This is a genomic window from Devosia sediminis, assembly GCF_016411825.1.
Classification (GTDB): domain Bacteria; phylum Pseudomonadota; class Alphaproteobacteria; order Rhizobiales; family Devosiaceae; genus Devosia; species Devosia sediminis.
Window position 1 is genome coordinate 1,099,967 of record NZ_JAEKMH010000001.1, and the last position, 25,395, is coordinate 1,125,361.

The 25,395-nt window shown below is 64.1% G+C and carries 23 protein-coding genes and 1 tRNA gene; 15 read left to right on the forward strand and 9 right to left on the reverse strand.

Features of this window, described 5'->3' with window-relative positions:
* Positions 1-29: 29 nt before the first annotated feature.
* Both glmU and glmS read left to right on the forward strand, forming a co-directional pair.
* On the forward strand, positions 30-1,379 hold the full coding sequence (gene glmU / locus JEQ47_RS05775) for a bifunctional UDP-N-acetylglucosamine diphosphorylase/glucosamine-1-phosphate N-acetyltransferase GlmU (RefSeq protein WP_198875406.1): 1,350 nt from the start codon (positions 30-32) through the stop codon (positions 1,377-1,379).
* 1 nt (position 1,380) lies between these two features.
* Entirely contained in the window at positions 1,381-3,207 is a 1,827-nt protein-coding gene (glmS, locus tag JEQ47_RS05780; RefSeq protein ID WP_198875407.1) for a glutamine--fructose-6-phosphate transaminase (isomerizing), read from the forward strand.
* 124 nt (positions 3,208-3,331) lie between these two features.
* Here the strand turns inward: glmS and recG are convergent, their stop codons facing one another.
* A complete protein-coding gene (gene recG / locus JEQ47_RS05785) occupies positions 3,332-5,440 on the reverse strand; it encodes an ATP-dependent DNA helicase RecG (protein WP_198875408.1) in 2,109 nt (702 codons plus the stop codon).
* Positions 5,441-5,587: 147 nt separating this feature from the next.
* On the opposite strand from recG, the gene JEQ47_RS05790 reads away from it, so the two are divergent.
* From JEQ47_RS05790 to JEQ47_RS05805, 4 genes are all read left to right on the forward strand, one after another.
* Positions 5,588-5,746: a hypothetical protein gene (locus JEQ47_RS05790; RefSeq protein ID WP_198875409.1), complete on the forward strand. Its 159-nt coding sequence runs from the start codon at positions 5,588-5,590 to the stop codon at positions 5,744-5,746.
* A 220-nt stretch (positions 5,747-5,966) separates the two neighbouring features.
* Positions 5,967-6,257: an FAD assembly factor SdhE gene (locus JEQ47_RS05795; protein WP_198875410.1), complete on the forward strand. Its 291-nt coding sequence runs from the start codon at positions 5,967-5,969 to the stop codon at positions 6,255-6,257.
* A complete protein-coding gene (gene mfd, locus JEQ47_RS05800; protein ID WP_198875411.1) occupies positions 6,254-9,739 on the forward strand; it encodes a transcription-repair coupling factor in 3,486 nt (1,161 codons plus the stop codon). Before JEQ47_RS05795 ends, mfd begins: the two co-directional genes overlap by 4 nt.
* Before the next feature lie 146 nt (positions 9,740-9,885).
* On the forward strand, positions 9,886-10,659 hold the full coding sequence (locus tag JEQ47_RS05805) for an invasion associated locus B family protein (protein ID WP_198875412.1): 774 nt from the start codon (positions 9,886-9,888) through the stop codon (positions 10,657-10,659).
* Between the two features lie 65 nt (positions 10,660-10,724).
* On the opposite strand, the gene JEQ47_RS05810 is transcribed toward JEQ47_RS05805, so the two are convergent.
* Genes JEQ47_RS05810 through JEQ47_RS05820 form a run of 3 tightly spaced genes read right to left on the reverse strand, consistent with a single transcriptional unit; the run spans position 10,725 to position 12,804 of the window.
* Positions 10,725-11,882 carry an FAD-dependent monooxygenase gene (locus JEQ47_RS05810; RefSeq protein ID WP_198875413.1) on the reverse strand — a complete coding sequence of 386 codons (1,158 nt, stop codon included), beginning with the start codon at positions 11,880-11,882 and terminating at the stop codon, positions 10,725-10,727.
* Positions 11,879-12,352, reverse strand: a complete 474-nt coding sequence (locus JEQ47_RS05815; protein WP_198875414.1) for a DUF6691 family protein — start codon at positions 12,350-12,352, stop codon at positions 11,879-11,881. The genes JEQ47_RS05810 and JEQ47_RS05815 overlap by 4 nt, the downstream gene beginning before the upstream one ends.
* A complete protein-coding gene (locus tag JEQ47_RS05820; protein WP_198875415.1) occupies positions 12,352-12,804 on the reverse strand; it encodes a YeeE/YedE family protein in 453 nt (150 codons plus the stop codon). Before JEQ47_RS05820 ends, JEQ47_RS05815 begins: the two co-directional genes overlap by 1 nt.
* A 186-nt stretch (positions 12,805-12,990) precedes the next feature.
* Here JEQ47_RS05820 and JEQ47_RS05825 point away from each other — a divergent pair, with 186 nt between their 5' ends.
* The 9 genes from JEQ47_RS05825 to JEQ47_RS05865 all read left to right on the forward strand — a co-directional run bounded on the left by JEQ47_RS05825 (position 12,991) and on the right by JEQ47_RS05865 (position 19,861).
* Positions 12,991-13,929 (forward strand): TerC family protein, encoded by a 939-nt coding sequence (locus tag JEQ47_RS05825; RefSeq protein WP_198875416.1) that lies wholly within the window; start codon positions 12,991-12,993, stop codon positions 13,927-13,929.
* Positions 13,926-14,897: a quinone oxidoreductase family protein gene (locus JEQ47_RS05830; RefSeq protein WP_198875417.1), complete on the forward strand. Its 972-nt coding sequence runs from the start codon at positions 13,926-13,928 to the stop codon at positions 14,895-14,897. The genes JEQ47_RS05825 and JEQ47_RS05830 overlap by 4 nt, the downstream gene beginning before the upstream one ends.
* 119 nt (positions 14,898-15,016) lie before the next feature.
* A tRNA-Ser gene (locus tag JEQ47_RS05835) sits at positions 15,017-15,106 on the forward strand.
* 258 nt (positions 15,107-15,364) lie between these two features.
* The gene (locus tag JEQ47_RS05840; RefSeq protein ID WP_198875418.1) at positions 15,365-16,546 is read left to right on the forward strand and encodes a sialidase family protein; all 1,182 of its coding nucleotides are present in this window, start codon (positions 15,365-15,367) and stop codon (positions 16,544-16,546) included.
* 154 nt (positions 16,547-16,700) lie between these two features.
* On the forward strand, positions 16,701-16,937 hold the full coding sequence (locus JEQ47_RS05845) for a hypothetical protein (protein WP_198875419.1): 237 nt from the start codon (positions 16,701-16,703) through the stop codon (positions 16,935-16,937).
* Positions 16,938-17,227: 290 nt separating this feature from the next.
* Positions 17,228-17,404 (forward strand): hypothetical protein, encoded by a 177-nt coding sequence (locus tag JEQ47_RS05850; RefSeq protein ID WP_170926370.1) that lies wholly within the window; start codon positions 17,228-17,230, stop codon positions 17,402-17,404.
* 131 nt (positions 17,405-17,535) lie between these two features.
* The gene (locus JEQ47_RS05855; protein WP_198875420.1) at positions 17,536-18,198 is read left to right on the forward strand and encodes a 5-oxoprolinase subunit B family protein; all 663 of its coding nucleotides are present in this window, start codon (positions 17,536-17,538) and stop codon (positions 18,196-18,198) included.
* Entirely contained in the window at positions 18,195-19,094 is a 900-nt protein-coding gene (locus JEQ47_RS05860; RefSeq protein WP_198875421.1) for a 5-oxoprolinase subunit C family protein, read from the forward strand. The genes JEQ47_RS05855 and JEQ47_RS05860 overlap by 4 nt, the downstream gene beginning before the upstream one ends.
* A complete protein-coding gene (locus JEQ47_RS05865; RefSeq protein ID WP_198875422.1) occupies positions 19,091-19,861 on the forward strand; it encodes a LamB/YcsF family protein in 771 nt (256 codons plus the stop codon). The genes JEQ47_RS05860 and JEQ47_RS05865 overlap by 4 nt, the downstream gene beginning before the upstream one ends.
* Positions 19,862-20,029: 168 nt before the next feature.
* Here JEQ47_RS05865 and JEQ47_RS05870 read toward each other — a convergent pair whose 3' ends face one another.
* The 5 genes from JEQ47_RS05870 to JEQ47_RS05890 all read right to left on the reverse strand — a co-directional run bounded on the left by JEQ47_RS05870 (position 20,030) and on the right by JEQ47_RS05890 (position 25,248).
* The gene (locus tag JEQ47_RS05870) at positions 20,030-20,785 is read right to left on the reverse strand and encodes an ABC transporter ATP-binding protein (protein ID WP_236020653.1); all 756 of its coding nucleotides are present in this window, start codon (positions 20,783-20,785) and stop codon (positions 20,030-20,032) included.
* Between the two features lie 14 nt (positions 20,786-20,799).
* Positions 20,800-21,564 carry an ABC transporter ATP-binding protein gene (locus JEQ47_RS05875; protein ID WP_198875424.1) on the reverse strand — a complete coding sequence of 255 codons (765 nt, stop codon included), beginning with the start codon at positions 21,562-21,564 and terminating at the stop codon, positions 20,800-20,802.
* 11 nt (positions 21,565-21,575) lie between these two features.
* A complete protein-coding gene (locus tag JEQ47_RS05880; protein ID WP_236020654.1) occupies positions 21,576-22,715 on the reverse strand; it encodes a branched-chain amino acid ABC transporter permease in 1,140 nt (379 codons plus the stop codon).
* A 1-nt stretch (position 22,716) separates the two neighbouring features.
* A complete protein-coding gene (locus tag JEQ47_RS05885; RefSeq protein WP_198875425.1) occupies positions 22,717-23,748 on the reverse strand; it encodes a branched-chain amino acid ABC transporter permease in 1,032 nt (343 codons plus the stop codon).
* A gap of 141 nt (positions 23,749-23,889) precedes the next feature.
* Positions 23,890-25,248 carry a substrate-binding protein gene (locus tag JEQ47_RS05890; protein ID WP_198875426.1) on the reverse strand — a complete coding sequence of 453 codons (1,359 nt, stop codon included), beginning with the start codon at positions 25,246-25,248 and terminating at the stop codon, positions 23,890-23,892.
* Between the last annotated feature and the right edge of the window lie 147 nt (positions 25,249-25,395).

The following is a 25,395-nucleotide window of genomic DNA, read 5'->3' on the forward strand; positions in this document are numbered from 1 at the left end:
GGCGACAATAAGCCGGCTTGGAGAGCGTCATGACGGAACTGCTTTCGATCATTCTGGCGGCCGGCGAAGGCACGCGGATGAAGTCCGCCTTACCCAAGGTGCTGCACCCGGTGGGCGGCCTGCCGGTGGTGAGCCACGTGCTGCGCACCGTGCAGAGCTTTGGCTCGCAGGTCGCCGTGGTGATCGGGCCCAGCCACGAGGCTGTGGAAGCTGCGGTGACCCGCTTCGAAGCCAGCGCGCAGATTTCCAAGCAGGTCGACCGGCTCGGGACCGCCCATGCGGTGCAGCAGGCGCGCGCCGCCTATGATGCTGCACCGGGCCACGTGCTGGTGCTTTATGCGGACACGCCGCTGGTCACGGCAGGGACGATCAGCCAGATCGTCGAGAAGCTCGACGCGGGCGCGGACATGGTGGTGGTCGGCTTCCGGCCCGACAATCCCACCGGCTACGGACGGCTGCTGACCGATGGCGGGCGGGTGCGCGCCATCCGTGAGCACAAGGATGCCAGCGACGAAGAGCGACTGATCGATCTCTGCAATTCGGGGATCATCGGTTTCCGCGGCGATACGCTGCGCGGCGTGATCGACCGGATCGGCAACCAGAATTCCAAGGGCGAATACTACCTCACCGATGCCGTCGAACTGGCCAATGGCGACGGCAAGCGCGTCGATTTCATCGAGGCCGATGCGCGTGAGCTGGTGGGCGTCGACAACCGCGAGAAGCTGGCCGAGGCCGAGGCGACGTTCCAGGCGTTCAAGCGCAAGGAGGCCATGGACAATGGCGTGACCCTGCGCGATCCGCACAGCGTGTGGTTTTCCTGGGATACGGAACTGGGCCGTGACGTGACCGTGTTTCCCAACGTGGTATTCGGGCCAGGGGTCCGGATTGCCGACAATGTGGAAATCCGGGCGTTTTGCGACATCGAGGACGCTGTCATCGGCGAGGGCGCCAGCATCGGCCCGTTTGCCCGCATTCGCGGCGGCGCCGAGCTTGGGCGCGATGTGCATCTGGGCAATTTCGTCGAGGTCAAGAAGAGTAAGATCGGCGCCGGCACCAAGGCCGGGCACCTGAGCTATCTGGGTGATGCGGAGATCGGCAGCAAGACCAATATCGGCGCGGGAACCATCACCTGTAACTATGATGGAACAAATAAAGATAAAACGGTCATCGGCGATAGTGTATTTATCGGCTCGAATGCGTCATTGGTGGCGCCGGTGACGATCGGGGATCGGGCTTATACTGCATCCGGCAGCGTCATTACCGAGGATGTGCCGGCAGATGCGCTGGCCCTTGGGCGGGCGCGGCAGGTGAACAAGCCTGGATATGCTCCCCAGCTCAGGGAACGAGCGCTGGCCAAGAAGGCCGCGAAAGGAAAGTAACATGTGTGGTATCGTTGGGATTGTTGGCGATGCTCCCGTAGCCGGGCGTCTGGTCGATGCGCTGAAGCGCCTCGAATATCGCGGCTATGACAGCGCCGGCGTGGCGACGCTGGAAAGCGGCGCGATTGCACGGCGCCGCGCCGAGGGCAAGCTCGGCAATCTCGCCGGCAAGCTGGGCATGGAACCGCTGGGCGGGCATATCGGCATCGGCCATACCCGCTGGGCGACGCATGGCGCCCCCACCGAGAACAATGCCCATCCGCACGCCACCGAGCGTGTCGCCGTGGTCCATAACGGCATCATCGAGAATTTCCGCGAGCTGCTGGCCGACCTCAAGCAGGACGGCTACCTGCCCCAGACCCAGACCGACACGGAATCGGTGGCGCTGTGGGCCACGCGCGAACTGGACAATGGTGCCGATCCGGAACTGGCCGTCGCGCGCACGCTGAAAAAGCTCAAGGGTGCCTTTGCGCTCGCCTTCATGTTCAAGGGCGAGAACGGGCTGCTGATCGCCGCGCGCCATGGTGCACCGCTGGCCGTCGGCTATGGCACCACCGAAATGTACCTGGGCTCCGACGCCATGGCACTGGCGCCCTTCACCTCGCGCCTGACCTATCTCGAGGATGGCGACTGGGCGGTGATCACCCCGAATGGGGTGACCATCCGTGATGGCAAGGATGTCATCGTGCAGCGCGAGCAGATGGTCTCGCAGGCTTCGGCGCTGATGGTGGACAAGGGCAACCACCGCCATTTCATGGCCAAGGAAATCTATGAGCAGCCAGAAACCATCTCGCATACGCTGAGCCACTATGTGGACATGGGCGCCGAGAAGGTGGCTATCCGCGAAACGTTGCCCTTTGACTTCGCTGACCTCTCGCGCCTCACCATGAGCGCCTGCGGCACTGCGTATTATGCTGGCGCCGTCGCCAAATACTGGTTCGAGCGCTATGCGCGCCTGCCTGTCGACATCGATGTGGCGAGCGAATTCCGCTATCGCGAGCCTCCCATGGAGCGCGGCGGGCTGTCGCTGTTCATCTCGCAGTCCGGCGAAACGGCCGACACGCTGGCGGCGCTGCGCTATTGCGCCGGGCAGGGGCAGCACGTGGCCAGCCTCGTCAACACAATGGAATCCACCATTGCCCGGGAATCGGGCGTGGTGTTCCCGATCCTCTGCGGGCCGGAAATCGGCGTCGCCTCGACCAAGGCGCTGACGGCGCAGTTGACGGCACTGGCGAGCCTTGCCATCGCGGCGGGCCGGGCGCGCGGCGCGATCAGCGCCGAGCAGGAGGCCGAGCTGGTGCAGTCGTTGATCGCATTGCCGTCGGCCGTGTCGGCGGCGCTAGGTGCCGAAGCGCAGATCATGGACATTTCCAAGCGCCTCTCGAAGGCGAAGGACGTGCTCTACCTGGGACGCGGGGCGATGTTCCCCGTAGCGATGGAAGGTGCGCTGAAGCTCAAGGAAATCAGCTATATCCACGCCGAAGGTTATGCGGCAGGTGAGCTCAAGCATGGTCCAATCGCGCTGGTCGACGAGGCCATGCCGGTGATCGTCGTCGCGCCTTCGGACGAGCTGGTCGACAAGACCCTCTCCAATATGCAGGAAGTGGCGGCGCGCGGTGGCAAGATCATCCTGATCACCGATGCCGAGGGTGCCGAAACGGCCGGTCACGGCGTGGCGGACATCATCGAAATCCCGCATGTCCACAGCTTCGTTGCGCCGATCCTCGCGACCATTCCGGTGCAGCTCCTGGCTTATCATACGGCCGTGTTCATGGGCACGGACGTGGATCAGCCGCGTAACCTGGCGAAATCGGTGACGGTGGAATAGGGCCTACTCCGCCTTATCCCATCCTTCGTCATTGCCGGGCTTGTCCCGGCAATCCATCTTGGCCGGGCATGGACCACCGTGACGAGCCCGGTGGTGACGATGAAAGGGTCGCTTCAGGTCGTTGTTACCCCGCCCGGATGAGCGGGATCGCCAGGTCTTTCCGGAACAGGTAGAGCAGGGCACGGGCGGCGTCGCCTTCGGGGCCGGTGAGGCCGGGATTGCGCTGCATCAGCGCCTTGGCGTCGTCATGGGCAAATTCGAGCAGGTGGCGGTGAACGTCGGGCACGGCGAGACGGTAGCCGGGCATGCCTGACTGGCGCGTGCCCAGTACGTCGCCCTGACCGCGCAGTTCGAGGTCACGCTCGGCGATCTCGAAACCGTCCTCGGTGGACTTGATCGTGTCGAGACGGGCCCTGGCGGTCTCCGATAGCGGATCCTTGTAGAGCAGGAGGCAGGCCGAGCGCTGCGATCCGCGACCGACACGGCCGCGAAGCTGATGGAGCTGAGCGAGGCCGAACCGCTCGGCATGCTCGATGATCATAATCGTGGCATTGGGTACGTCGACGCCGACTTCGATGACGGTGGTCGCCGCCAGCAGTTTGATCTCGTTGGCCTTGAAGCGGGCCATGACGTCCTGCTTGGCGGCGGCGGACATGCGGCCATGGACGAGGGCGACCTGATCGCCGAAGACTTTTTGCAGTTCGGCGAAGCGATCCTCGGCGGAGACGACTTCCAGAGTTTCGCTTTCCTCGACCAGCGGACAGACCCAATAAGCCTGGGCGCCCTCGGCGAGGCGGGACTGCAGGCGAGAGACGACCCTTGGATAATCGCCGACGGACATGACGGCCGTGTCGATGGGCTGACGGCCACGCGGCTTTTCCCGCAGCACGCTGACGGCCATGTCGCCGAAATGGGTGAGCACCAGGGTGCGCGGGATGGGCGTGGCGGTCATCACCAGAAGGTCGGTGTGACGGCCCTTGTCGGAGAGTGCGAGGCGCTGATGCACGCCGAAGCGGTGTTGTTCATCGACGACGGTCAGCCCGAGATCCTTGAACTGGATGTCGGACTGGAAGAGGGCATGGGTGCCCACAACGATGGAAATCGATCCATCGGCGAGGCCGGCAAGGATGGCCCGGCGTTCAGCGGCGGGCATCTTGCCGGTGAGCAGTGCGCAGGTGAGGCCGGCGCCCTCGCAGAGCGGCTGGATGGTGCGGAAATGCTGGGAGGCGAGGAGCTCGGTGGGCGCCATCAGGGTAGACTGGGCGCCGCTCTCGGCCATGGCGGCCATGGCCATCAGGGCGACGACGGTCTTGCCGGAGCCGACATCGCCCTGAAGCAGGCGGGACATGCGCTCGGGTGCGCGAAGATCGGCGAAAATCTCCTCAAGCGCCTGTTGCTGTCCGGCAGTGAGCTCGAACGGAAGCTGGGCGCCGACTCGGGAGGTCAGGTGGTCGCCGAATTGCCTGGCAATGCCGCGGGCAGAGACCATGCTGGAACGCACCAGTTGCAGCGTGATCTGGCCAGCCAGGTATTCGTCATAGGCGAGGCGCTGGCGGGCAGGGGACCAGAGCTGAGCGTCGTCGGGGTTTTCGGGCAGGTGAACCGTGCGCATGGCGGCGGCGAAAGTCGGCCACTTGCGGTTGGCCAGGGTTTCGGGGGCCATCCATTCGGGCAGGTCGGGCACAGCGTCCACGGCCTGGCGGACCAGCTTGGCGAGCGCGCGCGAGGAGAGGCCGTTGGTCAGCGGATAGACCGGCTCGACAAGGGGCAGGGTGCCGAACTTGTCGGGCTCGACGACATAGTCCGGATGCGTGATCTGCTTTTCGCCGTTGAAGAAGCCGATCTGGCCCGAGACGTAGCGCTCCTCGCCGACTGGCAGGGCCTTTTCGACCCACCCGCCCTGGGCGCGGAAATAGACGAGGCTGATCTCGCCGGTTTCATCATGGGCGAAGACGCGGTGCGGAATGTGCGGCTTGCCGCGCGGCGGCGGCTGGTGGCGGTCGATATGGAGACGCAGGGTCACGACCTGGTTGAGATAGGCCTCGGCAATGCCGACCTGGCGGCGCCGGTCGACCACACCTGAGGGCATGTGCATGAGCACATCGAGGACGATGGCTTCCTGGCCTTCGGGGGCGCCGAAATAGCGGGTGAGAAGGGCAGCCAGCTTGTCGCCTACGCCCTTGATGGCGTGGAGCGACGCGAAAAGCGGTTGCAGTGTCTCAGGGCGGCTCATTGGCCCGCCTCCGCACCGGCTGGACCAGCGGCGAAATTCACCACGATTGCAGGAGCCCGTACAACTCCTGATACCCGCTGCGCAGGAAACTGAGCAGTCTCCGAAACCGTGACTGGGGAAAGTTCAAATGGAGTTCGGAGTGTTGAATTGTTCCACCAAAAAGAGTGCTTCGATGTCGACGAGGAGGTCGACCTTCCAAACAACGCAAACCGGGGACATTGCCTCGTGCTCATCCTGGCGCTGGCCGTGTCCGGCTGGGGCCTGCTCATCGGCCTTGCCCTGCTGATCTGGCAATTGCTGACCTGACCATGCGCCAGACCATCGACACCCGTGCCGGAGCAGGCAGAGAGTGGGACTTTCTCGGGCTTGGCACGGGGCAAAGGCGGTTCTCCTCAGAGATCGAATAGTGGGCGCTCGTACCGGGGCGCACCTGCTACCGACTGCCGCTCAGTGCATCGGCGGCAGTGGTGACAAGGCGTGTGAACACGCGTAATAGACATGTCCAAATCGAGAACAAATTGCAATCATGGGTGTCGAAATGGCGGCCGGTGAAGACATTTCTATTCGTCGCAAGCGGCTGCGCTACCGCGCCTGGCACCGCGGCACCAAGGAGATGGACCTGATCCTGGGGCCATTTGCCGACGCCAATGTCGAAGGCTATGGCCAGGCGGAACTGGATCGGCTCGAAGCCCTTATGAACGAGGAAGACCCACCGCTCCTCAAATGGGTGATGGGACAGGAAGAGCCGCCGGCCAATGTGGACCGGGACTTTCTTGCGCTCGTCATCGCCGACCATCAGGCCCGTATCGAAAAATGAACGAACTTTCCGGGATTTCACCGCTGCGCACGATTTCCAATGTGCCGGACGGGATGCAGCCTATGGTGCTGGCGCGCCTGGTCGAGCAGCGGCTCAAGGAAGCGCCCGACGACCCGGCGAGCATTGTCTTCGTGGCGCGCGACGGGCGGCGCATGCAGCGCATGGCCGAAGTGCTGGGCGCAATGCTGCCCGGGCATGCCATCCTGACGCTGCCGGCATGGGACTGCTTGCCCTATGACCGGGTTTCGCCCAATACCGTGACGATTGCCGCGCGCATGAATGCGCTGGCGGCGCTGACCAGCGGCGCAAAGGGTGCGGTGGTGCTGACCGCCGTCAATGCGCTGATCCAGAAGCTGCCGCCCCGTGACCTGGTCGAATCGATGAGTTTTTCGGCCGTGGTGGGCCGCGTCGTGGACAGCGACAAACTGGTCGCCTGGGCGGCGAACAACGGCTATCTGCGCGTGCCGACGGTGCGGGAGAGCGGTGAATTCGCGGTGCGCGGCGGGCTGGTCGACCTGTTCCCGGCCAGCGCGGAAGCGCCGCTGCGCTTCGACTTCTTCGGCAGCCAGCTCGAATCGATCCGGAGCTTTGATCCCGACAGCCAGCGCACCACCGGCACGCTCAAGCGCGTCGACCTGACGCCGATGAGTGAAGTGGTGCTCAACGAAGAGACCATCCGCCGCTTCCGGCAGAATTACACCGCCAGCTTTGGCGGCAATACCGTCGACGACACGCTCTATGCGACAGTGAGCGGTGGATCGCGTTATTCGGGCACCGAGCACTGGCTGCCGTTTTTCTACGACCACATGGACCGGTTGGCCGACTATGTCGGTGACGCGCCCTTCGTCTTCGACGACCAGGTGGCCGAGGCCTATGTCGAGCGCGCCACGCAGATCCGTGACTATTACGATGCTCGCGAGGCGGCGCGGGTTGCGCCCAAAGTGGCTGGCGCCGGAGCCCCCTACAAGCCGATAAAGCCTGAACTGCTCTACGATCTGGACGTGGCGCCCGCGGCGCTGGCCGGGGCATCGGTGGTGCAATTCTCGCCTTTCCTGTCGCCGCAGACGGCACGGGGCGACGATGCGGGCGGGCATATCGCGCCGAGCTTTGCGGCCGAGCGCGTGGCGTCCGACGTCAATCTGTTCCAGGCAGTGGTGGATCGGCTGCTGGCCGAACGCCGCAACGGAAGGCGGGTGATCATCGCCTGCTGGAGCGCGGGCACGCGCGACCGCATGGCGCAGGTGCTCAAGGATCATGGCCTGACCAATCCGCGCCTGGCGGAAAACTGGCGCGATGCTGAAACCACCAGTGCAGCGACCACCTCGCTCGTGGTGCTGCCGCTCGAAACCGGCTTCGAGACCAAAGACCTGCTGGTTCTCAGCGAACAGGATATCCTCGGCGAACGCATTCTCCGGCCGCAGCGCAAGAAGAAGGCTTCGGACGCACTGACCGAGGCGGCGAGCCTCAATGCTGGCGACCTGGTCGTGCATGTCGACCATGGTATCGGCCGCTTCATCGGCCTCAAGGTGATCGAGGCGGGCGGCGCCCCACATGAATGTGTCGAGCTGCAATATGCCGGCGACACCAAGCTCTACCTGCCGGTCGAAAATATCGAGCTGCTGACGCGCTATGGATCGGATGATTCCTCGGTCAGCCTCGACAAGCTGGGCGGCGTCGCCTGGCAGGCCAAGAAGGGCAAGCTCAAGAAGCGCATCCGCGAAATGGCGGAGCAGCTCATCAAGCTGGCAGCCCAGCGGCTGCTGGTGAAGGCCGACGTGGTCGACATCAATGCCGGCGCCTATGACGAGTTCGCGGCGCGCTTCCCCTATGAGGAAACCGAGGATCAGCTCGCTGCCATCGAAGCGGTGTTCGACGACATTTCTTCGGGCAAGGTGATGGATCGGCTGGTCTGCGGCGACGTCGGTTTCGGAAAGACCGAGGTGGCGCTGCGCGCCGCCTTCGCCGTGGCCCTCTCCGGCAAGCAGGTGGCGGTGGTGGTGCCGACGACGCTGCTCGCTCGCCAGCACTTCAAGACGTTTTCGGAGCGCTTCCAGGGCCTTCCTGTCCGCGTGCGCCACGCCTCGCGCATGGTGCCCGCGGCGGAGCTCAAGGCGACCAAGGAAGGGCTGGCCGACGGGCAGGTGGACATCGTGGTCGGCACGCATGCGCTGCTGTCCAAGACCATCAGCTTCAAGGACCTGGGCCTGCTCATCATCGACGAGGAGCAGCATTTCGGCGTGGGCCACAAGGAGCGCCTGAAGGAGCTCAAGGCCAATGTGCATGTGCTGACGCTGACGGCGACGCCGATTCCACGCACGTTGCAACTGGCCCTGACCGGGGTGCGCGACCTCAGCCTTCTGGCGACGCCGCCGGTGGATCGCCTGGCCATCCGCACGTTCATCTCGCCCTTCGATCCGCTCTCCATCCGCGAGGCGCTGCTGCGCGAAAAGTATCGCGGCGGACAAAGCTTCTATGTCGTGCCCAAGATCAAGGATCAGCCCGATATTGCCGAGTTCCTGCGCCAGCAGGTGCCGGAAGTGTCCTTCGTGATTGCCAATGGCCAGATGCCGCCGGGTGAGCTCGACGACATCATGAATGCCTTCTACGACAACAAGTTCGATGTGCTGCTGGCGACGACGATCGTCGAATCGGGCCTCGACATTCCCAACGCCAATACGCTGATCGTGCATCGGGCCGACAATTTCGGCCTGGCGCAGCTCTACCAGATCCGCGGCCGCATCGGCCGGGCCAAGCAGCGTGCCTATGCGCTGTTCACCGTGCCGCCCGATCGCAAGCTGACCGATACGGCGGAGCGGCGGCTGGGGGTGCTGCAATCGCTTGAGAGCCTGGGCGCCGGCTTCCAACTGGCGAGCCACGACCTCGACATCAGAGGCGCGGGGAACCTCCTCGGCGACGAGCAGTCGGGCCACATCCGCGAAGTGGGCTACGAGCTCTATCAGGCGATGCTGGAAGAGGCTGTCGCCTCGCTCAAGTCGGGTGAGGAAGAATACGAAGACCGCAATGAGTGGAGCCCGCAGATATCGCTGGGCATGCCGGTGATGATTCCCGAGCATTACGTGCCGGACCTGCAGCTCAGGATGCAGCTTTATCGCAAGCTGGGCGACCTGACGGAAATTCGCGACATCGATGCGGCGGGCGCCGAGCTGATCGACCGCTTCGGCCCGCTGCCCGAAGAAGTGGAAGCACTGCTCAAGGTGATCCTCGTCAAATCGCTCTGCCGGCAGGCCAATGTCGAAAAGGTCGATGCCGGCCCCAAGGGTGCGGTGATCACGCTGCGCAACAACGAGTTTCCGAACCCGGCGGGCCTTGTGCGGATGGTCAGCGATCTCTCCAACCAGGTGCGCATCAAGCCCGATCAGAAACTCGTGTTCGCGCGCAACTGGCCGACGTCGGAACAGCGCCTGAAAGGCGCTGCCGCGATCCTCTCAAAATTGGCGAAACTGGCGGAAACCGGGGCCTGAGCGTGCCCCGGTTACCACGCAGCACCATAATGTTTTGGCAAGGCGCATCGGTCATGTTATTGCCCGATTTGCGCCCTTGAAGGGCAGTTCAAGTTTCATGGCGGCCGCTGGGCCGTCCGGACCGCCAAGGAAGGCAAGGATATTCTATGACTTTCAGGAAACCCCTCGTCGCCGGAATCGCGGTGGCCGCTCTTATGCTGTCTCCCCTTTCGGCATTTGCGCAGGATGCTGCCCCCGCTGAGGCGCCTGCTGCGGACGCGCCTGCCGCAGAGACGCCCGCGACCGACGCCGCTCCTGCCGAAGGCGCAGCGGTGGACGAGATCGCGGCTGCCGTCGATGGCCTGGCATCGCAGAACTGGCTCAAGGTATGCGACCCGCTGCCCGATGGTCAGAAGGCCTGCCTGATGCGCCAGGTGCTGCTGGCCAACGGCCAGTTCCTCGGCTCGTTCCTGCTGCGCGACGATCCGGGCCAGGAAAGCCGCCTGCTGGCCGTCGCCTCCGTGCCGCTCGGGGTGCTGCTGCCGTTCGGCCTGACCTGGCAGATCGACAATGCCAAGCCGATCCGCGTGCCCTACATGCTGTGCGACACCCAGTCGTGCTCCACCCAGCTCGTGATCAACGAGCAGTATGTCGATTCGCTCAAGCGCGGCGGCAAGCTGACGCTGACCGCCAAGAATCGCCAGAACGAAGATCTCGCCATCGAGATCGACCTGGCTGGCTTCACCGCCACCTATGACAGCGATTCCGCGCTGACCTTCGAACAGCTGCAGCAGCAGGAATCGGGTCAGAATGCCCTCGAGCAGGTTCTGCAGGATCGCGCCGAACAGCTTCGCCAGGAATTGTCGGGTGAAGGCGCGGCTCCGGCCGAAGGTGCGCCGGCCGCCGAAGCTCCGGCTGCGGACGCGCCGGCCGCGCAGTAATCAGGCTTAGTCAAGAATGACGACGGGCGCAGGAGACTGCGCCCGTTTTATTTTGGGCGCGACGCCTAGCGCTCGCCCATGCCGATGGCAAAGGCCTGACGGCGAAGCGGTGGCAGCAGTTTCAGCGCCCAGAGGCCGCCCGCGCGGAGGGCTTGGCTGGGCAGCATGTCGGCGAGGAGCGAGCGGAACAGCGTGTCGACCATGCCGCCCGTGCGAGCCAGGTCGCCGGCGCGGCGCGCGGCATAATCGAGGCTGGCGGCGATACCCCATTCGGGATCACCTTGATCCACCGCCTGGAGGGCTGCCAGCAGATCGCTGACGTCGCGCAGGCCGAGATTGAGCCCCTGTGCGCCGATCGGTGGGAAGGCATGAGCGGATTCGCCCACCAAAGCCACGCCGTCGCGTCCGGCCTTGTCGACCGTCAGGGTCGAGAGCGGAAAGACGAAGCTGGGCGAGGCCAGGGTCATCGTGCCGAAGAGGCGCTGCGAGCGCTCATGCAGCGAGACCAGCAGGGCTTCGGGCCCGCCAGCCTGGATGCCGCGCAGCTTCGCCTGCTCGTCAATCCAAACGAGGTTGGCGCGATTGCCGCCGGCCGGGACCAGAGTGAAGGGGCCATGCGGATAATGGAACTCGATGGATGTGCCGCCGATGGGGCGGCCGAGGTCGAGATCGCAGACCAGCGCAGCCTCGGCGAACTGATGCTCGCGCGCAGCAATGCCGGCCGCAGTGCGGATCAGGGATTTCTTGCCATCGGCGCCGACAATGAGCGGAGCGCGAAGCGTCGACCCGTCGCCAAGGGTGACGACGCCGAGGGCACCGTCGCGTTGCCATGCGGTAACGGCTTGGTTGCGGGTTTCAAGCCCGTGCGGGGGCGCGGCCTGCTGGAAGCGGGCGAGCAGGGCGGCATTGCCAAAATTCCAGCCGAAGGCGGATAGCCCCACTTCCTCCGCGTCGAACAGCGTTTCGGGCGCGCGGATGAGACGGGGAGTGGCGTCGATGATGCGGATGGCCGTCAGGGCATGGCCCAGCTCTCTCGGCGCGTCGATCAGCCCGGCGCTGCGCAGGAAATCCACGCTGGGCATCATGAGCGCCGAGGTGCGGCGGTCGGGCGGGGCGGGGGGCGCGAGGTGAATGACCTGGTGCCCGGCGCGCGCCAGCCCTACCGCTGCAGCAACGCCCGCAAGGCCACCGCCCACGACGATGATATCGGCATCCTGGGTCATCGGGCTGCATCCGCAAGGCGGCGGACGTGGCCGCTGGGTACGATGAGGCTGCCAGCCAGAGATCCCGCGAGCATGGCGGCGAGGAAGAGCCACAGACCATCGGGCTGGAAGGCGATGAGCGAAATGGCCGGGCCGGGGCAGATGCCCGACATGCCCCAGCCAAGGCCGAAGAGGGCCGCACCACCGATGAGGCGCCGGTCGATTTTCGTATATTCCGGTGAGTGGAAGCTGGTGTCGAAGAGGGGGGCGGAACGGGCCTTGCCGATACGCACCGCGATGAACATAACGGCTATGGCGGGCACGATGACGAAGGCCAGGCTGGCGTCCCAACCCCCGGTTGGGATGGCGGTGACATCTAGGAAGCGCAGGACTTTGAGCGGATCGACCATCTGCGAGACGTAGAGGCCGGCGCCGAACAGGGCGCCGCTGAGCGCCGCGGTGGCGAGATAGGGCAGGCGGGCAATGGGCATCAGACTATCCCCGTGACGGCGACGGTGAGAATGGCGACCGAGAAGAAGACCGCCACGGCGACCAGCGAACGCAAAGACAGGCGGGCAAGGCCGCAGACGCCGTGTCCCGACGTGCAGCCATTGCCAATGCGGGTACCGATGCCGGTGAGCAGGCCTGCGGCAATCAGCCAGACCGGCACGGGCACGGACCATGCGGCGGGCGGCGGCACGAGTTCGGCCGGTACCACGCCGCCCACCCCCAGTTGCGGAAAGGCCCGGGCAGCGAGGAAGGTCGCGGCGACAAGGCAAACCAGAAAGACCAGGCGCCAGAGCACGGTCTGCGCTGGCGGCAGCAACTGGCCGAAGATACCCGAAATGCCGGCGATGCGGCCATTGCCGAGCCAGAGCACAGCGGCGGCCAGCCCGATCAATGTGCCGCCAAGGGCAGCGGTCAGGGGAGTGAAGGATTCCATCAGACGCCTCGCAAGCAGGTCGGGAACTGGAGACTAGCATCCCGCATTGCGGCGATACCAGCAGACGGAAAGAAGCGACATTCCGTTTGATGCCGCAGGAACGCAAAATATGCGTTTGCGCCCCTTCACCGCACGAGAACCTGTCCCTAGATTGTCGCAACACCCTGACTCGCAACGGAGCTTGTGATGCTTGAACTGCTGGCTGATCCCAATGTCTGGGTCGCCTTTGCCACGCTGACGGTCATGGAGATCGTGCTGGGCATCGACAATATCGTATTCATCTCCGTGCTGGTGTCGCGCCTACCGCGCGAACAGGCCGAATTCGCCCGCAAGCTGGGTATCGGCCTGGCGCTGGTGTTCCGCATCGTGCTGCTGTTCCTGATCAGCTGGATCGTCAGCCTCAAGGAGCCGCTATTCTCGGCCTTCGGGCACGACTTCTCGTGGAAGGACATCATCCTGATCGCGGGTGGCGGCTTCCTCATCTACAAAGCCACGCACGAAATGCACGCGGCCATCGAAGACACGCACGAGGTCAGCCTCAAGGATGCGGCCAGCGCAACGCTGCAGGCCATCCTGGTGCAGATCGTGGTCATCGATATGGTGTTTTCCATCGACTCGATCATCACCGCCGTCGGCATGGTGCCGGCCGATCAGGTCGCGGTGATGGTGGCGGCCGTGCTGGTGGCCGTGGGCGTGATGTTCGTCGCCTCGGGCCCGATCGCGCGGTTCGTGGCGGAGCACCCCACCACCAAGATGCTGGCGCTGGCCTTCCTGCTGCTGATCGGCGTGACGCTGGTGGCCGACGGCCTCGGCTTCCACATTCCCAAGGGTTACATCTATTCGGCCATGGCCTTCTCGGTGCTGGTCGAGGCGGTGAACATCTTCGCCAAGAGCCGCAAGGGCGGCGCCAAGGCGAAGGCCGAATTCACGCCCTTTACCGGCGACACCGGCTCGGTGTCTTCGGGTGAGGCGCTGGCCGCCCTGGGATCGCGGCCGGCGGCCGTGACAGCGGCGCCCAAGCCAGCGGCGCCAGCCACCACCAGGCCGCGCACCAAGGCCAGCCCGGCCAGCAAGGCTCAGTCGCGTCCGAAATCGGCGCCGCGCAAGCCCAAGGCACCCAAGTGACGCGCGTCGTCGCCGTCCATGAATTCGGCGGGCCGGACGTCCTGTCCGTCGAAGACCATGACGTGGGGCAACCCGGGCCGGGACAGGCCCGGGTGAAGCAGAGCGCCATCGGCCTCAATTTCATCGACACCTATCAACGCAGCGGGCTCTACAAATTGCCGCTACCCTTCGTGGGTGGAAACGAGGCCGCCGGCGTGGTCACGGCGGTGGGCGAGGGTGTGAGCGGGATCAAGGTCGGCGACCGCGTCTGCTATCAGGGCACGCCGGGCGCCTATGCCGAGGAACGGCTGGCGCCGGCGGAAAAGCTGGTGCCCATTCCCGACGGAATCGACGACCGCACTGCCGCGGCCATCCTGCTCAAGGGACTGACCGCCTACTATCTGCTGTTCAAGACTTGGCCAGTGCAAGCCGGCGAAACCATTCTGTGGCACGCCGCCGCGGGTGGCACCGGGCTCATCGCCACGCAATGGGCGCGGGCGCTGGGGGCCACAGTCATCGGCACGGCGGGCGGGCCTGAGAAGGTGAGAAAAGCGCTCGACCATGGCTGTCACCACGTCATCGACTACAAGGCGGAAGATTTTCCGGCGCTGGTGAAAGAATTCACCGGGGGCAGGGGCGTTGACGTCGTCTATGACGGTGTGGGCAAGGCAACGTTCGAGGGTTCGCTCGACTGCCTCAGGCCACGCGGCCTCCTGGCCAGCTTCGGCAATGCCTCGGGCGTCGTCAGCGTGCCGGACCTCGGCGTGCTGGCGCGCAAGGGTTCGCTCTACGTGACACGACCGACGGGCACGCATTATTTCGCGCGGCGTGAAGACCTGCTCGAGGGCGCCAGGGCGCTGTTCGATGCGGTGCTTTCGGGCGCCATCAAGGTGGAGATCGGCCGAACCTACCCGCTGGCCGAAGTGGCCGAAGCGCATCGGGCGCTGGAAGCGCGGGAGACCACGGGTTCGGTGGTGCTGCTTCCGTAGGGGATAGCAAAACGGTCCCGTCCTTGGGCCGAGCCTGCGGCTTGGTGGGTGAGGACAATGAAGCGGCACGGCCGAGTCCTCTAGACACATTTCTCCCGCGCCGCTAAAGGGGCGGCTACGGGTAGGTGGCAGAGCGGTTGATTGCTCCGGTCTTGAAAACCGGCGAAGGTGCAAGCCTTCCGGGGGTTCGAATCCCTCCCTACCCGCCAATCCTCCATCGATTGCACATCGTATCGTCCCGCCTGAGACGGCGGGCGGTGGCATCCCCGTCTCCAGGGCCTCCCTTTTCCATAAGCCGATCCGCTGATTTTCCGCCAGTTCGCCGCGATGGCGGCAGATCGTCCATCGCCTTCGAACTGATTGTATCAGTGGTTGAATCGCTTAATGGATATCCCTAAACTCCTCTCTCGGGAGGAGAGATGCGGATAATTTGCGAGCCCTCCCTGCCACACAGAAGGAGGACTAGGATGCACAGAATTGGATTGTCACTCGCGGCCGCCGTCGTCGTAGGAGTCGGTGGCTCTCACGCGCAGGAGCTGTCGACCACCATTCCGTTCGAGATGGCGGGAGAGGTTCTCAACTTCGCTGACACCGACGCCCTTGGGCTGGAGGTTGCCGAGGGCACCGAGACGATCACGATTTTCGCCCCGGAAGAAGGCGGCCAGCAGTTTGCCCATGGCGTCGTGCTCCTGCCGTTCAAGGACAAGCTCTATGCACAATGGCAGAGCTCGGCCAAGGACGAGGATGGTCCCGATACGACGGTGAGATATGCGGTGAGCGAGGACGGCACGACCTGGTCGGAGCCGATGTCGCTCACTGAAGAATGGGACGAAGGCTACAAGTCGTCCGGCGGGTTGTGGTCCGACGGGGAAACGCTTGTCGCTTATTTCAATGTCTGGCCGGCCGACGCGACACCGCGTGGCGGGCATGTCGAATATGTCACCAGCACCGATGGCGAGACCTGGACGGAGCCGCAGCCGGTGCTGATGGCCGATGGCAGCCCACTGATGGGCATTTTTGAACAGGATCCGCGTGCTCTGGAATCGGGACGCATCATCAATTTCGCGCATTTCCAGCCGGGGCTGATCGCAACTCCGATTTATACCGATGACCCGCTCGGCGTTTCCGGCTGGACCAAGGGCGCATTCAACAATCTGCCAACCAGCAATTCCGAAATCAGCCGGGAGCTCGAGCCCAGTTCATTCGTGCGGAGCGACGACAGGCTGGTGGCCATTTTCCGCGACCAGGGGAATAGCTTCTACAAGATTGCTTCCCTGAGCGATGACGAAGGCGAGACCTGGTCCGACCCAGTGCTGACCAACATGCCGGATTCCCGCACCAAGCAGAGTGCCGGCAACCTTCCCGACGGAACCGTCTATTCAGTCGGCAATCCGCATCCGAACAAGGCCCGCATGCCGCTGGCCGTGGTGCTCAGCGCCGACGGCTACATGTTCGACCGGGCATTCCTGCTGCGCGCCGCCAGCGACATGCAGCCGCTGCGTTTCGAAGGCCAGTACAAGCGCCCCAGCTATTCCTATCCCAAGTCGATCGTCTGGGGTGACCACCTCTATGTGAGCTATGCGACCAACAAGGAAGACGTGGAGCTGACCCGCGTGCCGCTGGCCTCGCTTGAGGCTCCGGCCGAATAGCGCCTGCCGCGACTGTCCCCAGGCCCACCGCCACGGCGGTGGGCTTTTGCATTTGGGGGCGACACGGCAAGGCCCGGCTTGGCAAGGCCGGTGGAAATCTACTAGAGCAGGTCCGACCGGTCCTGACCGCCCACAGCCAGCGAAAGAAACAGCCATGAGCCGCAAGGAATTCGACGCTTCGCGCATGCGGCGCATGAAACGGGTGGCGGGACGGCATGGGCTGACCATCCTGACGGCCGAGAAGATCAAGGTGTTGGGGCAGGCCGGCGGGCACCAGGTGCGCGACGACGAGACGTTCAAAATTGTCTATGGCGATGTGCCCAAGCCGTTTTCCGCCTCGCTCGACGATGTCGAAATCTGGCTCGAGGCGCTGGACAACGAATCGGAATAGGCGACGGGGTCGGCATCGATCCGAGCAACCTGTTGCCCGATCAACCGTTTCCGGGCTGTACGACGTTTGTGTGAAAGCGCGCGAAGCGTAAGCGAGGCTGACCTGCCCGGCAAGCCGGGTTGAGAGGACCTTCAAGCCATATCCGTTATTCAAGCGGTAATGGAATCGACGCACACTCAGCTTCGTAGGCTCGTCTGGAGCCGGTCTGGTTCCAGACTATTGTGGTTGCGGGCTTCTGCGGAAACCCTTCCTACTTCCGCATCCCGCTTCAGTGTGGAGGCGCGTTCCTCATGTTTACCTTGATCAACGCCGACGCCGAAGAAGATGACGCCGAAATCACCGACCCCCAGGAAATCGCTGAACTGTTTGCGGCCATCGCCGCCGTGGCCATCGAGGCTATCGGTGCCGGTCAGGCCCGCACGCTGTTCGAAGCGGTTGTGGAGCAGGAGGGTCGCGACCCCAACTGAGCCCGGAAGTCCCCGACCTGACCATTATCGAGCCGTTCCAGCATCCTGTCCGCAATTGCGGATGACAGCACCTTGACGGAACGCGGTGCGCTCTGACTCACTGCGTTCCCAAGGGAAGACACTGGATTGCCATGAGCGGATTTGACAGCGCCACGCCGCGCAGAGCTGAGATTTTGCCCCTGGGTGACTGCGCGCTGCTGGTGCGGTTCGGGGAGAGGCTCGACGACGCTGCCAACCAGGCGGCGCTGGTCCTGGCGGACCGGCTGGCCGGAGCAGGCATTATGGGGATCAAGGAAATCGTGCCGAGCCTGGTCTCGGTGCTGGTGCGATATGCGCCCGAGATGATCGGACCCAATCGGCTGGCCGGTGAAATAGCGCTGCTGCTCGGGGCCAAGGCAGCCGAACGGCAGGCTCCCATCCATGACATCGAAGTGCGGTTCGACGGCCCGGACGTGGCCGAAGTCGCGGCCGCGCTCGGTCTCGGGGTCGATGACTTTATTTTGCGCCACAACGCAGCGCCGCTGCGGGTGCTGACGACCGGGTTTGCGCCCGGCTTTGTGTATTGCGGATTGCACGAGGAGGCGCTGGTGCTGCCGCGGCGGACCAGCGTGTGGCCGATGGTGCCGGCGGGTAGTGTGTTGTTCGCGGCCGGGCAGACGGCGATCGTGGCCACCGACATTCCTACCGGATGGCATGTCATCGGGCAGACCGCGTTCCGTAATTTTCGCCCCGATGCCGATCCGCCGACGCTGCTGCGGGCAGGCGATCTCATCCGTTTTACGAGTGTGCCGTGAGCGCCCGGTTGCGCATCCTGCGAGCAGGGCCGCTGACGACCATCCAGGATGGCGGGCGCGAAGGATTGCTGGTGCATGGCATCAGCGCCTCGGGACCTATGGATCGCAGCAGTTTTGACCGGGCGGGCCGGCTTGCGGGAGCCAGTGCCGAGGCCGGGGTCGAATTCACCCAGGCGGGAATCGATGTGGCGGTCGAGGCGGGCACGCTGCGTCTCGGCTGGGCCGGAGGGGCATTTGTGATATCCGTGAACGGCGTGGCGCAGGACTGGCCGGGGAGCGCGGAACTGCATGCCGGGGACCGGCTATCAATCACGCCGGGTGCCTGGGGCAATTATGGGTACCTGCGGTTCGGCCCGGGCCTCGACCTGCCGCTGGTGATGGGGAGCCAGTCGACCAGTACGCGTGCGCGGCTGGGTGGCGTAGACGGGCGGGCCTTGGTGGCAGGCGATGTGCTGAAGCTGGTCGGGCAAGGTAAGGCGCCCGAGGCGGTGGAGGCAGCACACCGACAGGATGGGCCTATTCGCTTCATCTGGGGCATTCACGCACGCCATTTCACCCAAAACGTACGCGAAAAATTCGTAACCGCTGTGTTCCGGATCAGTCCGATGATGGACCGGATGGGCGTGCGGATTGTCGACGAGAACAGGGTTTTCGAGGAGGCCAGCATTCTGTCGCTGGTGTCCGACCCCATTCTGCCGGGAGACATCCAGATCCTCGGCGATGGCACGCCGATCGTGCTGATGCGCGACCACCAGCCGACTGGTGGCTATCCGCGAATCGGCACCATCATCACCGCCGATCTCGACCGGCTTTCGCAGATGCGACCAGGCCAAACAGTTGCCTTTGCACCCGTTAGCGTGGAGCATGCCCAGCACCTGTTGCGGAGCAGTGCATGACCAGCATCGATCTCAATGCCGACCTCGGCGAGGGCATGGGAACGGACGATGACCTGTTGGCCATCGTGTCCAGCGCCTCGATTGCCTGCGGCGGACATGCCGGCGACGCGGCGACGATCCGGCGCATTCTCAAGATCTGCAAAGCACGCGGTGTGCGTGCCGGGGCTCACCCAGGCTACAGTGATCCCAAACGCTTCGGACGGTTCCGCCTGGTCATGCCGCTCGAACAATTGCTGGGGCAGATCCGCAGCCAGCTTTTCCTTGTGCGCCATATCGCAGACGAGGTCGATGTGCCGCTGTCCTATGTGAAACTGCATGGCGCACTGGCCAACCAGACAGCCGAGGAGCTGGCTTTCGCCGTCGGCATTTTTGCCTCGATCCAGGCCATGGATCCAAAAATCGCAGTGCTGGCGCTCGACAACAGCCAGCAGGTGAGGGCCGCCAAGGCCGTCGGCCTGCCGCTGATCCGCGAGGCCTATGCCGATCGTGCCTATACGGCCGAGGGCCTGCTGGTGTCGCGGACGGAAACGGGAGCGGTCATTCATGACCCCGAAGCGGTGATCGAGCGCTGCCTGCGGCTGGCCAAGACGGGCGAAATCGTCGCGGTGGATGGGACGGTGCTGAAATCCTCGGCGCGATCGATATGCCTCCATGGCGACACGCCGGGAGCGGTGGACCTCGCCCGAGAGGTCAGGGATGCGCTCGAGGGCGAGGGCATCACCATTGCGCCGGCGGAGCCGGAAGAGGACTTACCCTGGGACCTCTGAAGGGGGAGAGGTGAAATCGGCGACATGCCTTGAATTTCAGAGGACCCAGGGTAGCTTGGCCACACCACCGGCTGTCATCCCGGCGAAAGCCGGGATCCATCTTGTGATCTCAGGATGGGCCCCGGCTTTCGCCGGGGTGACAATCCGGGGGTGGGAAGAGTTACGAAGCTAGATCGCCAGGTATTCCTGGCGGAGTTCGGCATTGTCCAAGACTTCCTTGGCGGTGCCGGCGAAGGCGACTTCGCCGGTGTCGAGGATGACGGCGCGGTCAGCCAGTTTCAGCGCCGCCACGGCGTTTTGCTCCACGATGATGGTGGTGATGCCGAGCGGCTTGATCGAATGCAGGATGCGCTCGATCTCCTGCACGATGACAGGCGCCAGACCTTCATACGGCTCGTCGAGCAGCAGGAGTTTCAGATCGCGGGCGAGGGCGCGGGCAATGGCCAGCATCTGCTGCTCGCCGCCGGAAAGGGTCACGCCTTCCTGCTTGCGGCGTTCGGCGAGGCGCGGAAAGCTCTCGTAGATCTGCTCAAGGCTCCAGCCATTGCCAGGCGAGACTTTTGCGAGGGTGATGTTTTCCTCGACGGTCAGGCCCTGGATGATGCGGCGATCCTCCGGGACAAGCTGGATGCCGGATCGGGCAGCTTCAAAACTCTTCATCTTGTGGATGGGCTGATCGTCGAGCCAAATTTCGCCCTGGCGCATCTGCGGATTGTCGACGCGGGCGATGGTCCGGAGTGTCGAGGTCTTGCCAGCGCCGTTGCGGCCGAGAAGTGCGAGGATTTCGCCCCGGCGGATGTCGAGCGACACGCCTTGCACGATATAGCTTTCGCCATAGTAGGCATGCATATCCCGGACCGAGAAGAAGGGGCGGGTGGTTTCGTGTGTCGCGGCCTGGCTGCCGGCGGCGGTATCAGTTTGCATGGCAACAGAACTCATCAGTGAGTCCCCCCGAGATAGGCTTCCTGCACCTTGGGATTGCCGCGGACCTCGTCCGGGGTGCCGTCGGCGATGATACGTCCCTGTGCGAGCACGGAAATCTTGTCGGCCAGCGAGAACACGACATGCATGTCGTGCTCGATGATGACCTTGGTCATGCCGCGGCTCTTGATCTTCTTGAGAAGCTCGATGGTGGTGTTGGTGTCATGGCGGCTCATGCCGGCCGTGGGTTCGTCCAGCAGCAACAGCCGCGGGTGCTGGATGAGGCACATGGCCAGTTCCATGCGGCGCTTGTCGCCGCGGCTGAGGCTGGCCGCCTGCATGTCCTTGCGGTTGAGCATGCCCACATCCTCGAGCATGTGCTCGGCTTCCTGGCGGATGCCTGTTTCGCTATCGAGCGAGCGCAGCATGTTGAGGGTGAAGGTGCCGTCGCGCTTGGCGAAGGCCGGGATCATGACGTTGTGCAGCACCGAGAGATCGGCAAAGATTTCCGGTGTCTGGAAGACGCGGGCAATGCCGAGCTGGTTGATCTGGTAGGGCTTGCGGCCGGTGAGGATCGCGCCGTCAAAAACCACCTGACCACTGGTCGGCGCAAGCTTGCCGATGATGACGTTGAGCAGGGTCGATTTGCCCGCGCCGTTGGGGCCGATGATCGCATGGGTCTGGCCTTCTTCGACCTGGAGGTCGATATCGGCCAGGGCATGCAGGCCGCCGAAGCGCTTGTGGACGTCCGCGACGTGCAGGACAACGTTGGAATTTGCCATTTCGCCTGTCCTTATTCAGCCGGCTGCGTTTGGGTCTTGGCCGCCGGGGTGCCGGAGCGGCGGACGGCGGCGGCGATGCGCCGGACGCCTTCCATGATGCCGCCGGGCAGGAAGATCACGATGATCACGAACAGCAGCCCGAGGGTCAGGTGCCAGCCATCACCCACGAACTTGCTGGTGACGGTGACCATGAAGTCGGCCATGCCATCAGGCAGGAAGCTCCAGAAGCGGGCGAGGATGTTGTCGTTGAGCGCCGAGAGGATGTTCTCGAAGTATTTGATGATCCAGGCGCCGATGACGGGCCCGACCAGAGTACCGACGCCGCCGAGGATGGTCATCAGCACGACTTCGCCCGAAGCGGTCCACTGCATGCGCTCGGCACCGGCCAACGGATCGGTGACGGCCAGGAGGGCACCGGCAAGGCCGGCATACATGCCCGAGATGACGAAGGCCGAGAGGGCATAGGGTCTTGTGTTGAAGCCGGTGAACTGCATGCGCGTCTGGTTGGACTTGATCGATTTCAGCATCATGCCGAAAGGCGAGCCGGTGATGCGCTGGGCAAAGAAGAAAGCCAGGATCAGGAAGCCGGCGCAGAAGTAGAAGCCGGCATAGCCCGAGAGCTGCTGGCCGAAGAGCGTCGGCACAGGCTGGCCGACAAAGGTCTGGCCGATGGCGGCGTCCAGCACGCGCGGATCGTTGAGCGTGAGCTGGAGGCCGGTCTCGCCATTGGTGATGGGCGTCAGTACCGAATAGGCGAGGTTATAGCTCATCTGGGCGAAGGCCAGGGTGAGGATGGAGAAGTATATGCCGGAGCGCCGGAGGCAGAGGAAGCCGATGACCAGCGCGAAGAGGGCCGAGACGATTACCGCGAAGACCATTGCCGGGATGGCGTCGAGGGTCAGCAGCTTGAACGACCAGACGGCGGTGTAGGAACCGACGCCGAAGAAGGCGGCGTGGCCAAAACTGAGGTAACCGGTCAGGCCGAAGAGGATGTTAAAGCCGACGGCGAAGATGCCGTAGATCATGAAGCGTTGCAGCAGGTCCGGGTAGCCCGCGCCGAAGGGCGCCAGCCAGATCGGCATGGCCAGAACGACGATGGTGAAGCCGAGGAAAAGAAGCAGGTCGTTGCGGGACATGAACGTAGTGGGCATGTCAGCTCTCCATCACGCCGCGGCGGCCAAGTAGGCCACGGGGGCGAACGAGTAGAATGACCACGGCAACTAGGTAGATGATGATCTGGTCGATGCCGGGAACGATGGCCTTCACCTGCGTCATCGAGGCGAAGGACTGGAGAATGCCGAGCAGGAACCCGGCAGCCACGGCGCCGGGCAGGGAGCCCATGCCGCCCACGACCACGACCACGAAGGAAAGGACCAGGAAGTCCATACCCAGGTGATAGTTGGGCGGGAGCAGGGGCGTGTACATGACGCCGGCCATGCCCGCGACCACGGCGGCAAGGCCGAACATCACGGTGAAGCGCCGGTCGATGTTGATGCCGAGGAGGCCCACCGTTTCACGGTCCGCCATGCCGGCGCGGACGACCATGCCGAAAGTGGTGAACTGGAGGAAGGCGAAGACGCCGGCAATGACTACTGCCGAGAAGACGAAGTAAATCAGGCGCCAGAGCGGATAGGTGATGACATTGGCCTGCATGCCGAGGAAAGCGCCGATATCGGCGGCCCCACGTAGGTCGGTCGGCATGGGTTGGGGAATGGGGTTGGGTCCGAAGATCGACTTGATGACTTCCTGCGCCACGATGGCAAGGCCGAAGGTCACGAGGATCTGCTCGGCATGGGGGCGCTTGTAGAAGTGCTTGATGATGCCGCGCTCGAGCGCAATGCCGACCAGGAGCATGATCGGAATGGTGATCAGGATCGAGAACGGCACTGAATAGTTCACCAGCACCGCACCGAAGTCGCCCAGCCAGGCCTGTACCAACGGCTCGCGTACTTCCAGCGGCGATCCCCAGGGGGAGAGCTTTGTCGGGTCGATGGTGACGGTTTCCATGGTGAGGAACATGCGCACGGTGACGGCGCAGAAGGCCCCGAGCATGAACAGGGCACCGTGGGCGAAATTGACGACGCCCAGCGTGCCGAACACCAGGGTCAGCCCCAGGGCGATCAGCGCATAGGCAGCGCCTTTATCGAGCCCGTTGAGGAATTGCAGAAAGATGACTTCGAACATTTGATGCTCCGTTCTTCACCTCTCCCTTTGGGGGGAGGTCGGCGCGAAAGCGCCGGGCGAGGGGGCCTCCTGCAAGGAAAGGCCCCCTCACCCCAACCCTCTCGCCTGGGGGAGAGGGGGCGGTTCAGCGTGCGTCGTGACTCAAGCGCACATCGGGGCCGGTTCGGCCGGGCCGAGGTCGCCGCCGAAGATCGACGGATCGTAGGCCACGGTTTCGCGGTCGATTTCCTGCACCACGTTGAGCACGTCGTATTCGCTGGTCGGGCTTTCATTGCCCTGCACAACGAGAACCGACTTGATGCACTGGTGATCTTCGGCGCGGTAGAGCGTCTTGCCGTTGCCCATGCCGTCGAACTCGTGACCTTCCAGCGCCTTGATGACTTCGGGCGGGTAGAAGGTGCCGGCGCGTTCGCAGGCATCTGCGTAAAGCAGAGCCTGGACATAGGCGGTGTGGGCGGCCTGCGACGGCGGCGAGCCATAGGCGGCGCCGAACGATTTCGTGAAGGCAATGGAGCCCGGATCCTGGAGGTTCCAGTGCCAGTTGGAGGTGCCGAAGATACCCTTGACGCTTTCGCCGGCACCCTTGGCCATGAGCTCGGAGATGAGCGGGGTGACGATCTGGAAGTCCTTGCCGTTGGCCTGGCGGTCACGCATGCCGAACTGCACGGCCTGGGTGAGCGAATTCACCATGTCGAGGCCGTAGTGGTTGAGGATCAGCACGTCGGCGCCGGAATTGAGGATCGGCGTCAAGTACTGCGAGTAGTCGGTGGCGCCGAGCGGGGTGCGCACGGCGGCAACGGTTTCCCAACCGAGGGCTTCGGTCGCCGCCTTGATCGATTCTTCCTGGGTCCAGCCCCAGGTGTAGTCGGCGGTGAGGTGATAGGCGCGGCGATCATTGCCATAGGACTGGCCGAGCACCGGCGCGAGGCCGATACCGGACTGGTAGGCATTGAAGAAGTGGCGGAAGCCGTAGCGGCGCTTGTCCTTGCCCGTGGTGTCGTTGGAATGGGTGAGGCCCGCCATGAAGATGACGCCCATTTCCTGGCAGAGACCCTGCACAGCGATGGCTTCGCCAGAGGACGAACCGCCGGTGATCATGATGGCGCCATCGCGCTCGATCATGCGGGTGGCGCCGGCGCGGGCCACGTCGGACTTGGTCTGGCTGTCGGACGAGACGTAGACGACCTTCTTGCCCAGGATGCCGTTACCCTTGAGGGCGGACGGGGCGAGGACGTTGAGCAGGCCGCCGTCGCCTTCACCATTGAGGTGGGCGATCGCCAGTTCATAAGCCTTCTGCTCGTCGGCGCCTTCTTCGGCATAGGTGCCGGTCAGGGGCAGGTTGAGGCCAAAGGTGACAGTGTCCCCAGTGGGATTGTTGCAGAACTCCTGCGCCCAGGCGCCCTTGGTGAACATCATGGGCGCAACGCCCGTGCCGATAATGCCGGCCATGCCGGTCTGCAGAACCCTGCGGCGGGTGAGCCCGCGCGTCAAAAGTGTCATTGATCTCCTCCTTGAGGCGCGGGGCGACCGATACATTGCCGGTCACTCACCACGCCTGCCCAGTATTCGACACATTTGAAAATGACGGCAATAGGCCGTTGTAAACACTGGCGTAATTTGTCGATTGTTGATCTGCGCCCTATCGCT

Excerpts from the sequence above, each read along its gene's own strand:
- JEQ47_RS05845 (WP_198875419.1), top strand. The coding sequence starts at position 16,701 with ATGAGCCGCAAGGAATTCGACGCTTCGCGCATGCGGCGCATGAAACGG.
- JEQ47_RS05810 (WP_198875413.1), bottom strand. The coding sequence starts at position 11,882 with ATGACCCAGGATGCCGATATCATCGTCGTGGGCGGTGGCCTTGCGGGC.
- glmU (WP_198875406.1), top strand. The coding sequence starts at position 30 with ATGACGGAACTGCTTTCGATCATTCTGGCGGCCGGCGAAGGCACGCGG.
- JEQ47_RS05840 (WP_198875418.1), top strand. The coding sequence starts at position 15,365 with ATGCACAGAATTGGATTGTCACTCGCGGCCGCCGTCGTCGTAGGAGTC.
- JEQ47_RS05795 (WP_198875410.1), top strand. The coding sequence starts at position 5,967 with ATGGGTGTCGAAATGGCGGCCGGTGAAGACATTTCTATTCGTCGCAAG.
- recG (WP_198875408.1), bottom strand. The coding sequence starts at position 5,440 with ATGAGCCGCCCTGAGACACTGCAACCGCTTTTCGCGTCGCTCCACGCC.
- JEQ47_RS05855 (WP_198875420.1), top strand. The coding sequence starts at position 17,536 with ATGAGCGGATTTGACAGCGCCACGCCGCGCAGAGCTGAGATTTTGCCC.
- JEQ47_RS05875 (WP_198875424.1), bottom strand. The coding sequence starts at position 21,564 with ATGGCAAATTCCAACGTTGTCCTGCACGTCGCGGACGTCCACAAGCGC.
- glmS (WP_198875407.1), top strand. The coding sequence starts at position 1,381 with ATGTGTGGTATCGTTGGGATTGTTGGCGATGCTCCCGTAGCCGGGCGT.
- JEQ47_RS05865 (WP_198875422.1), top strand. The coding sequence starts at position 19,091 with ATGACCAGCATCGATCTCAATGCCGACCTCGGCGAGGGCATGGGAACG.
- JEQ47_RS05820 (WP_198875415.1), bottom strand. The coding sequence starts at position 12,804 with ATGGAATCCTTCACTCCCCTGACCGCTGCCCTTGGCGGCACATTGATC.
- JEQ47_RS05805 (WP_198875412.1), top strand. The coding sequence starts at position 9,886 with ATGACTTTCAGGAAACCCCTCGTCGCCGGAATCGCGGTGGCCGCTCTT.
- JEQ47_RS05885 (WP_198875425.1), bottom strand. The coding sequence starts at position 23,748 with ATGTTCGAAGTCATCTTTCTGCAATTCCTCAACGGGCTCGATAAAGGC.
- JEQ47_RS05815 (WP_198875414.1), bottom strand. The coding sequence starts at position 12,352 with ATGCCCATTGCCCGCCTGCCCTATCTCGCCACCGCGGCGCTCAGCGGC.
- mfd (WP_198875411.1), top strand. The coding sequence starts at position 6,254 with ATGAACGAACTTTCCGGGATTTCACCGCTGCGCACGATTTCCAATGTG.
- JEQ47_RS05890 (WP_198875426.1), bottom strand. The coding sequence starts at position 25,248 with ATGACACTTTTGACGCGCGGGCTCACCCGCCGCAGGGTTCTGCAGACC.
- JEQ47_RS05825 (WP_198875416.1), top strand. The coding sequence starts at position 12,991 with ATGCTTGAACTGCTGGCTGATCCCAATGTCTGGGTCGCCTTTGCCACG.
- JEQ47_RS05870 (WP_236020653.1), bottom strand. The coding sequence starts at position 20,785 with ATGCAAACTGATACCGCCGCCGGCAGCCAGGCCGCGACACACGAAACC.
- JEQ47_RS05880 (WP_236020654.1), bottom strand. The coding sequence starts at position 22,715 with ATGCCCACTACGTTCATGTCCCGCAACGACCTGCTTCTTTTCCTCGGC.
- JEQ47_RS05850 (WP_170926370.1), top strand. The coding sequence starts at position 17,228 with ATGTTTACCTTGATCAACGCCGACGCCGAAGAAGATGACGCCGAAATC.